This is a genomic window from Streptomyces sp. CB01373, assembly GCF_002803075.1.
Taxonomy (GTDB): domain Bacteria; phylum Actinomycetota; class Actinomycetes; order Streptomycetales; family Streptomycetaceae; genus Streptomyces.
Window position 1 is genome coordinate 68,372 of record NZ_NNBK01000015.1, and the last position, 12,830, is coordinate 81,201.

10 protein-coding genes, 3 pseudogenes and 1 riboswitch are annotated in these 12,830 nt (G+C 70.1%); of the genes and pseudogenes, 2 read left to right on the forward strand and 11 right to left on the reverse strand.

Translation table 11 applies throughout. The annotated features are described in order from the left end of the window. Nucleotides 1-2: 2 nt before the first annotated feature. Nucleotides 3-92: pseudogene (locus tag CG719_RS36710) on the reverse strand (Lrp/AsnC family transcriptional regulator); the annotation flags it as partial. A gap of 21 nt (nucleotides 93-113) precedes the next feature. Here CG719_RS36710 and CG719_RS24455 point away from each other — a divergent pair. Beyond that, on the forward strand, nucleotides 114-302 hold the full coding sequence (locus tag CG719_RS24455; RefSeq protein ID WP_442802747.1) for a hypothetical protein: 189 nt from the start codon (nucleotides 114-116) through the stop codon (nucleotides 300-302). 87 nt (nucleotides 303-389) lie between these two features. On the opposite strand, the gene CG719_RS24460 is transcribed toward CG719_RS24455, so the two are convergent. From CG719_RS24460 to CG719_RS24510, 10 genes and pseudogenes are all read right to left on the reverse strand, one after another. Then, nucleotides 390-1,874: a peptidoglycan D,D-transpeptidase FtsI family protein gene (locus CG719_RS24460; protein WP_100570839.1), complete on the reverse strand. Its 1,485-nt coding sequence runs from the start codon at nucleotides 1,872-1,874 to the stop codon at nucleotides 390-392. Nucleotides 1,875-2,140: 266 nt separating this feature from the next. Then, nucleotides 2,141-2,512, reverse strand: coding sequence for a hypothetical protein (locus tag CG719_RS35500; protein ID WP_159024948.1), 372 nt, complete (start codon nucleotides 2,510-2,512; stop codon nucleotides 2,141-2,143). Nucleotides 2,513-2,699: 187 nt separating this feature from the next. Beyond that, entirely contained in the window at nucleotides 2,700-4,331 is a 1,632-nt protein-coding gene (locus CG719_RS24465) for an NRAMP family divalent metal transporter (RefSeq protein ID WP_100570840.1), read from the reverse strand. 336 nt (nucleotides 4,332-4,667) lie between these two features. Beyond that, nucleotides 4,668-4,841: riboswitch (M-box (ykoK) riboswitch) on the reverse strand. Nucleotides 4,842-4,909: 68 nt separating this feature from the next. Beyond that, entirely contained in the window at nucleotides 4,910-5,254 is a 345-nt protein-coding gene (locus CG719_RS24475; RefSeq protein ID WP_234375747.1) for a hypothetical protein, read from the reverse strand. Then, on the reverse strand, nucleotides 5,212-5,394 hold the full coding sequence (locus tag CG719_RS24480) for a hypothetical protein (protein ID WP_100570842.1): 183 nt from the start codon (nucleotides 5,392-5,394) through the stop codon (nucleotides 5,212-5,214). Before CG719_RS24480 ends, CG719_RS24475 begins: the two co-directional genes overlap by 43 nt. A gap of 1,383 nt (nucleotides 5,395-6,777) precedes the next feature. After that, nucleotides 6,778-7,758, reverse strand: a complete 981-nt coding sequence (locus CG719_RS24490) for a zinc-dependent alcohol dehydrogenase family protein (protein WP_100570844.1) — start codon at nucleotides 7,756-7,758, stop codon at nucleotides 6,778-6,780. 106 nt (nucleotides 7,759-7,864) lie between these two features. Beyond that, entirely contained in the window at nucleotides 7,865-9,070 is a 1,206-nt protein-coding gene (locus tag CG719_RS24495) for a hypothetical protein (protein ID WP_100570845.1), read from the reverse strand. After that, nucleotides 9,067-9,921, reverse strand: coding sequence for a phosphate/phosphite/phosphonate ABC transporter substrate-binding protein (locus CG719_RS24500; RefSeq protein ID WP_100570846.1), 855 nt, complete (start codon nucleotides 9,919-9,921; stop codon nucleotides 9,067-9,069). Before CG719_RS24500 ends, CG719_RS24495 begins: the two co-directional genes overlap by 4 nt. Then, nucleotides 9,918-11,075, reverse strand: a complete 1,158-nt coding sequence (locus CG719_RS24505) for an acyl-CoA dehydrogenase family protein (protein ID WP_100570953.1) — start codon at nucleotides 11,073-11,075, stop codon at nucleotides 9,918-9,920. Before CG719_RS24505 ends, CG719_RS24500 begins: the two co-directional genes overlap by 4 nt. 234 nt (nucleotides 11,076-11,309) lie before the next feature. Continuing rightward, nucleotides 11,310-11,912 (reverse strand): annotated as a pseudogene (locus tag CG719_RS24510) (SDR family oxidoreductase); the annotation flags it as partial. 229 nt (nucleotides 11,913-12,141) lie between these two features. On the opposite strand from CG719_RS24510, the pseudogene CG719_RS24515 reads away from it, so the two are divergent. Then, a pseudogene (locus CG719_RS24515) lies at nucleotides 12,142-12,796 on the forward strand (HAD family hydrolase). The last annotated feature ends 34 nt before the right edge of the window (nucleotides 12,797-12,830 follow it).

Below are 12,830 nucleotides of genomic sequence, written 5' to 3' on the forward strand. Positions count from 1 at the left end.
TGTCACAGGGGCAGAGGGCGGGCTGAGACGACGTCCGCCATGACGAGGGTGGAGCTGAGGCGCTGGACACCGGGCAGGGTGGCGAGACGCTCTGTGGCACGAGTTGGCCGCTCATGGCTCAGATCGCTGTGCTGGGCCCGGTGCACACCGCCAACTGCGCCGTGGTCTACACAGGCGTGGGCACCGCCGCGCGACGGGTGCTGCGAACACGTCCAGCCGTCGCCTCAGCAGTGACCCGCTTCTCGGGAGCCGCGATGATCGTCATCGGTGTCCTGCTGCTGGTGGAGCGGCTGCTCGCGTAGTGCCGACGGCGCGGCTTCCCGTGGCCGGCCGTGGCGGCGTCGAGGTCCGTCCTGGAACCTTGGCGCCGCCCGGTGCGAGCCCCTCTACTACCGCAGTACGGCCATCATGACGCTGCGCGCGATGGGAGCGCCGAGTCGGCCGCCGGAGATGTCCTGGCGGGAGATGTCCATGTCGGTGGGGTCGATGAAGACGGCGACGGCAACCGAGGCGCCGTCGGGCTTTTTGCCGTAGGAGACGAACCAGCCGTAAGGAACTTCGTCGGCGACGTTCACGCCTCGCTGCGCTGTGCCGGTCTTGCCGCCGACCACGATGCCGTCGATCAGCGCGCGCTGGGCGCTGCCTTCCTTGGCAGTGTGCTCCATCATCTGCTGCACCTTGTGCGCGGTGTCGGCGGAGACGGCCTGGCTCATGACGGTCGGCGCGGTCTTCTCCAGAGCGCTGAGGTCCGGTCCCCGGATCTCGTCGACGATGTAGGGCTGCATGAGCTTGCCGTCGTTGGCCAGTGCCGCGGTGACCATGGCCATCTGCATGGGAGTGCTGGTGAGGCTGCCTTGCCCCATGCCGGTCAGCGCGGTTCCTGGCTTGTCCAGGTCCTGCGGATAGATGCTCTTCGTGGCGCGCAGGTCTCCGAAGTCCGGTGAGTAGACGTCCTCGTTGAACCCGAACTTCTCCGCCGTCTCGCGCATCCGGTCCTCCCCCAGCTTGGCGGCGGCGTCGAGGAAGACGTTGTTGCAGGAGTACTGCATCGCGGTCTTCATGGAAGCGTTGCCGCAGGTCGCGTCGCCGGCCTCGCTGCCGATCCGGTTCGTCGACTGGGGCAACGGGTAGGGGGACACCGCCCCGCTCGGAGCGTCGATGTCCGAGACCACGCCGTGCTCCAGGGCCGCGGCAGCCGTGAGGATCTTGAACGTGGAGCCGGGCGGATAGGTCTCCCGCAGCGGCCGGTTCGCCAGCGGCTTGCCCTTGTCCTTGTCCAGGGCCAGGAACCTGTCGGACTCCTTGAAGGTGTTGCCCGCGAACACCGACGGATCGTAGGACGGCGCCGACGCCAGGGCCAGCACCTTCCCGGTCTTCGGATCCAGAGCGACCACGGCCCCCCGCGCACCCTTCAGACCGGTCAGCCCCTTGTACGCCGCCTTCTGCGCCCGCGGGTCGATCGTCGTCACCACGGACCCTGTGCCACGTTCCTTGCCCGTCGCCACGTCCAGGAAGTGCTGGAACGCCAGCCGGTCGTCCTGCCCCGACAGGATGCCGTCATAGGTCTTCTCCAGCAGCGACATGCCCTGCGCCTGTGACGCGAAGCCGGTCACCGGCGCGTACATCGGACCGTTGACGTAGGTGCGCTTGTACTTGAGTTCCCTGCCCGCGACCGCCTCGGCCCCGGTCACCGCCTCGCCACCGACGATGATGTCACCCCGTGGAGCGGCGAACCGTTCGATCAGCACACGGCGATTGTGCGTATCCGACGCCAACTCCTCGGCATTCACGTATTGCAGCCAGTTCGCCCGAACCAGCAGAGCCAGCATCAGCACGCCGCAGAAGACAGCAATCGCCCGCACAGGCCGGTTCATCGCCGGCCTCCAGCTACGAGCCCGGGCATGGTGGCCGTGGCCAACTGGGCAGGTCGCAGGCGGTTCCTGACGATTATGAGGGTAGGTAGGGCCATGCGAGCACCATAGCCGCACAGTTCGCACAGGGGTTCGGGCTCCCCCGTCGCTGCGACGGATCGTCGACAGGGCAGACTCACACAACACGCCGTGTCCCGCCCACCAAGGGGTGGGCTCAGTGCCCGGGCTGCGTCCTTCCGCAGCGCGCACATGTTCCGGAGCCGACAAGTTCAGTATGGAAATTCGGCTTCGCCGACGACTTTGGCGGCCGTCAGCGCCACCAGATGCCGGGTCCAGCAGTCCGATTGTTTGGTGGCGACCTCGGAGCCGCAGGCCGCACAGACGAGATTGGGCCCGTCCTGACCGTCGAGTCCGCAGCAGCCGTTGCGACGCCCGTGATCGGGGTGCGGAACCGTTCCCGGCACGTCGTCGGGATGCAGGATGAAGCGACTGGCGTCATGGCTGATCGCATAGGTGCCTCGGGCCATCCGCGGAGGAGCGATCCGGTGACCGCACCGCTTTTCGGTGTCGCGCTGGGGCCGTGCCTCCTTGAGATCTCCGGTGAGTGGCTGACGACAGTTCGCGCAGGTGAAGAGGGTCACCGGGACATTGTGCCGATCAAAAGGCTCCGCCCTCGAAGAATCCGGGCGCCCTGCTGCCGCTCGACGCCGATCAGCGCCCCGCAGGGCGCGCCGGTTGCGAGCATGGTCAGGAACTGCGAAGTGGTCAGGGGGTGCACGGGGCACCTGCTTCAGGGCGGGCCGCCTTTCGGCAGGCGTGCCGCGGTGATCAGTTCCCGAGTGCCACCTGGACGATCTTGATGACGACCAGGACCATGGCGATCAGCAGATAGGTGCGCAGGGCGCCCATACCGATCCGGTACGCGGTGGACGTCACCGGCCGGGTCAGCGTTTCCAGGCGGGGCATTCGCCATGTGTCCCGGCCCGTGCGGTCGATCGGCTCCTCCGCCGTCCGACCGTGGCGCCGGAGGAGGGAGTATCCGGTGGCCAGCACCCCGGCGATGGCGCATCCGGCCATGATCCGCAGGATCGCGTGCGCGGAGATGTCCGGGAACAGCACGGAGGCGGTCAGGATGATCGACAGGGCGACCAGCACACCGACCACGGCGGCGGTGAACGCGTTGGTCCTGCGACCGTTGACCCATGGGCCCAGGACGGCCCTGTCGTTGCACAGCAGCAGCAGGAACACCGACGCCGACGGCAGCAGCACCCCGGCCAGGGTCTGTACGCCCTCGGTCAGCAGGCCCAGCGGGGAGCCGGGGATCAGCACGATCACCGCGGCGGCGGCCACCAGCCCGGCGTAGACGGCGTAGAAGCCCTTGGCGCCCCGTACGCCGCGGTGCAGGGAGTGCCTGAGCCCGAGCACGTCACCGATCGCGTAGGCGGTCGACAGGGACACCGCGAACGCGCCGATGATCGAGGCGTCCAGCAGCGCGATCGCGAACAGTACCCCGGCCAGCTTGCCGGCCTTCTGCTCGAGCCCGGTGGCGATGCCCGCACTGTCGGTGAACTGGCCGAACCCGTGGGTACCCGCGAACGCCGCGGCGGTGAAGCCCATCATCGCCGCCGCCCCGACCACCACCACGACGATGCCGATCCACAGGTCGGCCTTCTCGTAGCACATGAAACGCGGCGTAATCCGCTTGTCGATCACGTATGACTGCTGGAAGAACAGCTGCCACGGAGCCACCGTCGTCCCCACGATTCCGATGATCAGGAGCATCACCGTCGACAGCTGTCCGCTCCCGCCGGGAAGGCCCGGCACGATGAAGTCCCACGCCATCTGAGAGGTGTGCGGGTGGATCATGAAGTAGATCGGGACCAGGAGCAGCGAGGCCGCGCACAGTGCCATCGCCATCCGCTCGAACCGCCGGAACGATCCCGTGAACGCCGACGCGATGATGATCCCGGCCGCGAGGACCACGGCGGCGGTCCTGGGCAGCCCCAGGTAGCCGGCCGCCAGGGTGATGCCGATGAACTCCGTCACCAGGGTGAGCGCGTTGAGCAGGAACAGATCGATCACACTGAAGGCGCCCCAGAACTTCCCGAACCGCTCCAGGATCAGCCGCGCGTGGCCGACACCGGTGACCGCGCCGAGCCGCAGCACCATCTCCTGGTTCACGTACAGCACGGGCACCAGGAGCAGCAGGGTCCACAGCAGGTGGGTGCCGTAGTTCTGGCCCGCCTGGCCATAGGTGGCGAAGGCACCGGCGTCGTTGTCGCCGACCATCACGATCAGGCCGGGGCCGACGATGGCCAGAAGGGTCTTGAGCTTGGCCGGCAGGCCGGTGCGGGGTGCGGTGTCGTCGAGCTTGATGGTGCCGAGCGCGCCTCGGATGTCACCGACGTGCGCGTCGTCGAGAACCGCGGAGCGGGCTGCCGCGGCGGTGGTGTTGGCCATGGGGTACCTCCCAAATCCCCCCACCGGGGGAGGTGTTCGGAGGCACGAGGCAGCCATCCCCCCACGCGCCCGGGCGCGCAGGACAGCTCACACCGTCTCCACGGTCGTCAGGACGAAGGGGGGAAGGTGGGAAGACGGGGCGCAGCGCGGCCGCGCAGGGAGATGGTTACCGCGTGCCGGAAGAATGCGAGGACAAGCGGGTCAGGGGCCGACTGTGGCCCGGACTGCTACTGCAATCCATGTCTCTCGCCTCCTTCCGGCCGGGGACACCCGCACGAGGGGCGTCGTCGACGACACGGCAAGGAGCGAACCGGTCCCGTCCGCACGACGGCGGCCGGTACACCCCAACTCGTCAGAGCTTTGGCACTCCACGGCGTAATCCCTCTGCGTGGGAAGCCACTTGGGGTCACCCCTTGGGCCGGGGAGACCTGTCCTGACCCTGGGCGTCTCTCGACGTCGTGGGGTCAGTGGCCTGTGTCCGTGAAGACGCCTCACCGAACGAGGTGCCTCTTCAACCTTCCCGAGTGTAGCGCCATACTTGCACGTCTACGCAACTTGTTGACCAGGTCTTGACGCAATCAAGAGCCAGGACGTGTGCGGCCCGGGACGGCCCAGCCGCGGATCACACGGAGCTCCACACCGGCGTCCTGGGCAATGTCCTCGGGCGCCACACCGGTGCTCCAGGCGACGAGGACGGCACGTCGGAGCTCTTCCGCACGCGTCTCCATCCCGATCTCGGCGGCTTCCCCGGACGCGGCCATCAGGGCGGCCGCGTCCTCGGTCAGCCGTTGCCTCGCGCGGCGAACCGCCAGGCGTGCTTCTTCCTGCGGACCGTTCACCGTCTGCCTCCCACGGGCCGCGCTGTCGATCAGCTCGTCGATCAGCTCTGCGTGGACGACCGGGCGAGCTTGACGCCGAGCCACAGCAGGCTCACCGGCATCCCGACGCCGCACGCGTCGGCCAGGGCGAGCACCGCCGGTTCGGCGACCGGCAGCAACTGCCGCAGACCGCGCTCGGCCACCTCGGGAACAGGGAAACGGGGCAGGGTGATGGTGATCGTCATGACGCACCTCCGCCTGATCGGCACCCGAGGCGCGCCGGCGGCGAACACGATCACCGCCCGGCGCTTCGCACTTCGAGTCGAGGCGGCCGTCAGAGGACGGCGCGGTGGCCGCCGGGCGCCCCGGGTGCAACGGAATGGGAGCTGGGACTGCTGGGACTACTACTGCAGGGACTCATCCCGTCACCTCCTCGGGCTGGCAGCGGTCACATGGTGCGTGGGCACAACCCACTCGACCCAGGGTACAACCGTCTCCAACGCACGCTACGGGTGAGAGCCACGATGTTCACCAGGTCGATGAGCGAGCCGTCTCAACCGCCTTACGTGATCTTGCACAGTCCCTGATCTGTTGCGCATGGGTGCGGAGGAAGAGCTCGTGGACGGACGCTTCCAGCTGATCGAACGGCTCGGAAGCGGCGGAATGGGCACGGTGTGGCGGGCGAGGGACACGGTGCCGCGCCCGGACGGTCGAGCCGGCGGGTGCTGATGTGCACTCCGTCGACCAGCCGTCCCGCCGGAGGCCGTGACGGCGGACAGACAGAACCGAAGCCACAGCCGGGGCGGGCGGTCCGTGTCATCATCCGGCGCATCGCCACCACAATGGAGGGGGGCGTCTCCCACAGATGGCGCCAGGCGACCAGCACTGTGCCCAACTGCAGTTCCAACGCCGGTGCGGTGAACGGCGGCTGAGGCTGAGACACCCCGGCATGCGGCTCGCGCGCACCCAGGTGTAAAGCAATATGGCTGGAATCAAACATCCAGCATTCCTCGGGCAGAAATGGGCACGAAAGGAATTCCGCACCACTTCCAGTCGGCATTCCCGATGAGCGCCCCAACCGCCAGGACACCTGGTGCACCAGCGGGCGGGATCGGCTTTTGGCGATCAGTCACCAAGCTGTTTTACTGCTCGCATGTCTATGTGGATCATGGGGATCTGCTTCATGCTCAGCGTGCCGCTCGGCGAGGTGATCCGCCGTCGGCGATCGCGGCAGGCGTTGGCACGGGCCAGGATGGGGCAGGCAACCCTCTTCCTTGTCGGGGCCAAGCGGCCGGATGTGGGCAGCCTATGGAGTTCGGGCCGGGTGCGAGCTGACGCCGAAGAGTTTCGATGGGAACCTCGCTGGCCGTGGACTCGGCTCCGTGAGGTCCCGGCAGATCTGCGTGTTGTCCGAGTACGCCGGCAGAAGGGCGCCCAAGAGGCGTTGTGGCTCCCAGCCGGCGTCTCGGTGATCGAGTGCGAATCGTCTGACGGACCTGTATGGCTGTGGGTCGTGGACACGCAGTTGGCGCATGTAGTAAGGATGATCCGCTCCTGATCACGAGTGCGGACTCGGCTCGTACTCACGACAGCGCCGGAAACGGCGCCGACCGGGTCCGCGGCGGTGGTCACCTCTGCGGGTCGATGAGGATCTTCCCCGCGGGGCCGCTTGCCGGGCTGTCGAGGTGGCCGGTGAGTTCGCTGAGCCCGACGCGCTTTCCGACGGCCGTGCGCAGGCGTCCGCGGCGCAGGCTCTCGAAGACCGGTGCGAACAGCCCGGACAGGTGCCGTCCGCCGTCCTCGTGAACGGTGTCGCGCAGGCGGAAGAGCTCCACTCGTACGTCTCCGCGGCCGGTGACGCACTCCGCCGAGAGCGGCGTTCCCGACAGCAGGCCGTAGTGGACGAACACGCCGCCGCACGCCGTCAGCGTGAACACCTCTTCGCCCATGCCGCCACCGACGCAGTCGAAGGCCACATCGGCGCCTTGAGGGCCGATCACCGACCGCAATTCTTCGCGCCACCCGGGCTCGTTCGTCCGGATCACGGCCCGCCACCGGGACGGCTCGGCCACCGTCCGGCCCGGCGTTCCGCGCACGACCCCGACCGGTGCGACCCCACGATCGGTCAGGAGTTCCGCCAGGTGTCGGCCGATGGCCGATGTCGCCGCTGTGACCACCACGTTCCGCACGCCCGGCCGGCAGAACCGCTCGACCATCAGCACGGCCGTCAAGGGGTTGATGCAGGCGAAGCAGGCGACCTCGTCGGGAAGGTCGTCCGGCACCGGAACACACCAGGAGTAGTCGAGTCTCTTGTACTGCTGCCAGGCCCCGGCGGACCCCAGCGGCAGGACACGCCGGCCCACCGCCGCAGCAGGCACGCCCGGGCCGGCAGCGTCGATCACACCAACGCCCTCGAACCCCGGGACCATGGGGAACGACGTCCGCGAGCCGTAGGCACCCGAGACGGTCACCTCGTCCGAGGGGTTGACGGTCGACGCGAGCATGCGCACCACGACCTCACCCGTGCCAGGAGTCGCGGGCTCGTCCACATCACGCAGGGACAGGACCTCGGCGAGCGGTCCGGGCGAGTCGGCGACGGCAGCCAGCATCAACGGCCTCCCTACCGTGCACCCGTCAGGACGCCTCATCCTACGAACAGGCGGTCCTCACGACGGCCCGGGGTGGTGCGTCCGGCTCGGCTCGATGGAGCGCGCGTCACATGAAGTTGCGGGTGTGCAGTGCGGACAGGGCGGCCGCCTCGCCGTCGGAGAAGCCCAGACGGGACAGGCGGTGGCGGCGTCCCTCGTCCATCTCGGTCCGCAGCCGTCGCACCGCCTGCCAGCCGCGTGCGATGTCCTGCGGCTCGAAGGAGCCCGCAGCCAGCAGCACCAGGGAGTCGAAGACGTCCCGGTTGAGTCCCGCCGTCCCGGTCAGCGCGTCGTGCCGCCGCTCCACCGCGGCCCGCAGCCGGTCGTGCAGCAGCGGGTCGACCGTGGCCCGGTGCTCCAGGTGCCCGACCCCGAACGCCACGTGCCGCGCCTCGTCCTGGCGGACCAGACGGCTGACGCGGCGGGTGACCGGGTCGGGGGCGTGCCGCTCCAGGAACGCCAGGAGGCTGAGGAAGCTGCCCTCCCCGAGCACGGAGAGCAAGAAGGACGCGATGGAGAAGTCCGGCTCGGTCAGCAGGGTCGCGAGCGACGCCCTGCCGCCCACCGAGGAGGTGCCCATCGCACCGCCCCGCAGCAGCGCCCGCCGGGTGAAGACCTCCACGTGCCGGGCCTCGTCGGCGGCCTGGACCGCCAGCAGTTGGAGCACCTCACGGAAGTGGGGATGGACCTGGACCAGCAGTCGCGCAGGCACCACGAGGGCGGCCTGTTCGTTCTCCACGAGGTACGTCATCACCTGGACGACGGCGGCCTCGATCTCGTCGGGCAGGGTGAAATCGGCATCCCACTCCACCGCATCCTGGGGGTCCCACTGTGAGGCGGCCGCCTGCTGGTAAAGGCGCGGCGCGAGGTCAGCCCACGCGATGTCCCGGTCGACCACCGTGAAGGGCACCTCGGGGCCGCCCGCCTCCACCAGCGCCCCGCGTGCCGCGAGGCCCCAGTGCAGGGGCGCCCGCTCGGCGATCTGCGCGGCGGACGGGCCACCGGCGCGTTGTGCGGCCTTGAAACGTGCCTCCGCGGCAGGCCCCGCCCGCAGGCGCGCCACCATCGGCGCCTCCCCCGGCTCGGCGGTCCGAAGCTCGTGCCCTTCATGGCGGCACCAGACGGCCAGGTGCGGCAGCAGGGCCGGGTCCGTGCCGAGGACCTCGATCCGGCTGCCGTGCGGCGCCTGCCGCAGGGCGCGGTCCAGCAGCAGGTGGGCGCCCTGCTCGAAGCCGAGCGCCCCGAGGTCGACCACGGCCGTGCCGGGGGTCATGGCTGGTAGCCGTCCGCGGTGATCCGGCCGCTCGCGTCGTAGAAGCCCGTGGCGTCGACGGCCGCGGTCAGCGGGCCGAAACCGGTCTCCCGCCCGGGCACCCAGCGGGTGAGCCCCTCCAGGTCCAGGAGCCGGCGGACTTCGGGATCGTCGTAGGACATGGCCAGCAGGAGGTCCGTGAACCGCTCCCCGAGTTCCGTGTCCAGGGACGGTCCCGCCGCCAGGAGGCAGTGGTCGTAGGGCGGGGTGCGCGTCAGGAGGCGTGTGCTGCCGGGCGGGAGGGTGCCCTCCTGCGCGAACAGCAGGTGGTTGGCGTCGATCATGCAGGCGGCGTCCGCCGCTCCCGCCATCAGGGCGCGTGCCGCGTCCCGTTCGCCGCCGATGTGGTCGCCGTGCAGGCCCACTCCGGTGTCGTGGCGGCGTACCTCGAAGTCGGCGCCCGCGACCAGGCCGAGGTCGGCCAGGTGCCGCAGCGGGATCAGGGTCGCCTGGGGCGAGTCGACCGCGCCGACGGCAACGGTCCTGCCCTTGAGGTCGGCCGGCGAGCGGAGTGTGCTGTCGCACCGGACCACGACCACGGAGGTCAGGTCGCGGTCGGTGTCCCGCATGACGAGCGGTCTCACCACCGCCCCGGCCGCGGCGGCCAGCCGACGGGTGCGCAGCCAGGCCAGCGGTGAGTGCCAGGCGGCGTCGATCCGCCCGTCGACCAGATCGCGGGTCTGCCGCTCGTAATGGGAGTGGAGCACGAAGTCGAAGGGCAGGTCCCGCGCGCGCAGCCACGACCGGAATCCGGACCAGATCGTCACGACCTTGGGGTCGTACGCTACGGCGCCGAGCACCAGCTCTCTCATCGGGCCTCCTCGAAGAGCGGCAGGCCCAGTTCCGTGCGGCCGCAGAAGTCGTGCAGGGCTTCGGTGGTCGGTGCCATCACACGGGCCGCGAGCGCGTCGCGGAAGCGCCGTTCGAGGCCGGTCTCACGGCGGAAGGCGGAGCCGCCGCACAGTCGCATCGCGCCGTCCGCGACCGCGGCGGCGGTCTCGGCGGCGAGGGCCTTGATCTGCAGGACCCGCAGCGTCGCCTCCGGGCGTCCGTTCTCCAGCGCGGTGAGCGTCTCCCCCATCATGGCGCGCAACGAGTCGGCGCTCAGCCGCAGTTGTGCGAACTGGTGGCGCGTCAGCGGCTGCTGCGCGAGCGTCTGGTCCAGGTGCTCAAGCCGCGTGTCGCGAAGGTGCGTGGCGGTGAGACCGAGCAGGGCTTCGGTCACACCGAGCGAGAAGGCCGCGCTGAGTACCAGGAAGCACGGCAGCACCGCGTCCAGAGCCGTGGTGAGCCCTTCCCCGTCGGCTCCCAGCAGTGCGGTCCGGGGAACGCGGACCGCTTTGGCGGACATGGGGCTGGAGGCGTTGCCGCGCAGTCCGAACCCGTCGTACTCGCCGTGCACTTCGAGTCCGGCGCTGCCGCCGGGCACGAGCCACAACGACATGACGCCGTCCTCCTGGACCGGTTTGCTCGACCAGACGTAGCTGTCGGCCTGGCCGGCCGAGGTGACCCACGACTTCTGCGCGTCCAGGCACACCGTGTCGGTCCCGTCGGGCGTGGCCGTGCCCACCGGGGCCCAGAAGTGGCTGCGGGAGCCCCGCTCGGAGAACGCAAGCGTGCTCAGATGACGGCCCGCGGCGATGTCACGCCGCACGTCGTCAGGGGCGTACCGGTCCAGGACGCTCAGGGCCGAGTAGTGCATCAGCAGCACCATGGCCGTCGACCCGCAGGCGCCCGCGAGCCGTTCGATCACCTGCGCGCCTTCGCGCAGTCCAGCGCCCGCCCCGCCGCTCTCGCGCGACAGGAGCAGGGCCGGCAGGCCGGCCTCGCCCAGTGCCCGGACCCCCTCGCTCGGGAAGCGGCCGGCCCGGTCCACGTCGTCGGCGAGCGGTCCGACGATCTCGCGGACGACGGCCTCGAACTCGTCGGTCCAGGGGTACGGGGATGCTGCTCGCCTTGCCTGCATATTGACGCACCTTGATACGAGTAGTCGCGAAATGCCCTGCGTTGTTCCGAAGTCAAGCATTCCGTCCGGCAAGACGGGAGGAGCACGCGCCGCCGCCACGGGAAGAGATGAGGCGCGTCCGGCGCAGTCGTCTCCTGTCCTCCCGGGCGTCCTCCTGCATCGCCGGCCACACCCGGACGGTCGACGGCGGCTGGACCGCGGCGCTGTAGCATTCCCCCCGCCGGCCGCCGGCTCAGGGCGCCTCCAGTCGTCGCTTTCCAGGTGCGAGCCGGCCATGGGGCCCATGCGCAGCATGCCGCCGTCGACGCTTCAGGACGCGCCCGTGACGTAGGAGGTGTCGGGTCCCGCGAGGAAGGCGATCACGGCGGCGACCTCGCGGGCGTCTCAGGGCCGCCCGAGCGGCACCCCGGGGCGCCGCTCGGTGTGCACGTCCGTGTCCTCCTGGCCGGTCATGGGCGTGGCGATCTCGCCGAGCGCGACCGCGGTGACGGTGATGCCGTGCTCGGCGAGCTCCAGGGCCATGACCTGGGTCAGCAGGCCGAGGCCGGCCTTGGCCGCGCAGTACGGTCCGGCGCCGACACGCGGCTGGTGCTCGTGCACGGAGGTCACGTTGACGATCCGGCCGCCGTGGCCCTGCCCGATCATCCGGCGCGCCGCCTTCTGCCCGCACAGCAGCGGCCCGACCAGGTCCACGTCCAGCACACGTCACACGTCGTCCGGGGCGAGGTCGACGAAAGGCGTGGTCGTGCCGATGCCGGCGTTGTTGACCAGCACATCGAGCCGGCCGAGTCCGTCGCACAGTTCGTCCAGTACGTCCGCGGCGGCGGGCAGGCGGGACCTGGGGTGATGCGCTCCCCCGGCGGCGCCGCGGAACCCCTTGAGGAGGTGGAGGCGCCGACAGACCCGGAGGAGTGCGGAACGCCTCCGGAGCGCGTGGTGACCACGTGACCGGGTACCAGTTGCTGGGCACGACCCGGGAGCGCGGGACGCCGCCCGGCATGACGGGCACCTGACCCGGTGCCCGTGCCTCTCATCCGTTCGACTCGCATGCGACAAGGGACCCCGGATGGACTGTGCCGCCGTCTTCGACGTCGAAGGAACGCTCGTCGACACCAACCACCTCCACGTCACCACCTGGTGGGAGGCCTTCCGGCAGGCAGGGCACCGGGTGCCCATGCACGCCATCCATCGCGCGGTCGGGCTCGGCTCCACCGATCTGATCGCGCACCTGCTCGGCGAGGACCGCGACAAGGAGCAGGACCCCCGGCTCAGCGCCGCCGACAGCGCCCTGTACGCCCAGTACTTCGACAGGCTGCCGGCCCTTCAGGACGTCGGGCGGCTGCTCCGGCGACTGCACCGGAACGGGTGGGCGGTGGTCCTCGCCACTTCGGCGAGCGGCCCCGAGCTGAGTGCGCTGCGCCGCGCCATCGACGCGGACGAGGCCATCGCCGCCACGGCCAGTTCCGACGACGTCGAGGAGGGCAAGCCCGCGCCCGAACCGGTCGCGCACGCTCTCGAACTGGGGGGTCCCCGCCGAGCGGGCCGTGTTCGTGGGCGACACCGTGTGGGACATGCGGGCCGGCAGCCGGGCCGGGGTTCGCTGCGTCGGCGTCCTGTGTGGCGGCATCCCGCGCGCCGACCTGGAACAGGCAGGGGCGGGCGCGGTCTACGACGACCCCGCGCACCTGCTGGCCCGCCTCACGGACAGTCCCCTGGCCTGAACAGCCCACTGCACGCCGGACCAGCGCTTCCGCA

What these genes read in the sequence shown, in the direction of transcription:
- CG719_RS24455 (WP_442802747.1), top strand. Translation starts at nt 114, where the DNA reads ATGGCTCAGATCGCTGTGCTGGGCCCGGTGCACACCGCCAACTGCGCC.
- CG719_RS24460 (WP_100570839.1), bottom strand. Translation starts at nt 1,874, where the DNA reads ATGAACCGGCCTGTGCGGGCGATTGCTGTCTTCTGCGGCGTGCTGATG.
- CG719_RS24465 (WP_100570840.1), bottom strand. Translation starts at nt 4,331, where the DNA reads ATGGCCAACACCACCGCCGCGGCAGCCCGCTCCGCGGTTCTCGACGAC.
- CG719_RS24480 (WP_100570842.1), bottom strand. Translation starts at nt 5,394, where the DNA reads ATGACGATCACCATCACCCTGCCCCGTTTCCCTGTTCCCGAGGTGGCC.
- CG719_RS24490 (WP_100570844.1), bottom strand. Translation starts at nt 7,758, where the DNA reads ATGCTGGCTGCCGTCGCCGACTCGCCCGGACCGCTCGCCGAGGTCCTG.
- CG719_RS24495 (WP_100570845.1), bottom strand. Translation starts at nt 9,070, where the DNA reads ATGACCCCCGGCACGGCCGTGGTCGACCTCGGGGCGCTCGGCTTCGAG.
- CG719_RS24500 (WP_100570846.1), bottom strand. Translation starts at nt 9,921, where the DNA reads ATGAGAGAGCTGGTGCTCGGCGCCGTAGCGTACGACCCCAAGGTCGTG.
- CG719_RS24505 (WP_100570953.1), bottom strand. Translation starts at nt 11,075, where the DNA reads ATGCAGGCAAGGCGAGCAGCATCCCCGTACCCCTGGACCGACGAGTTC.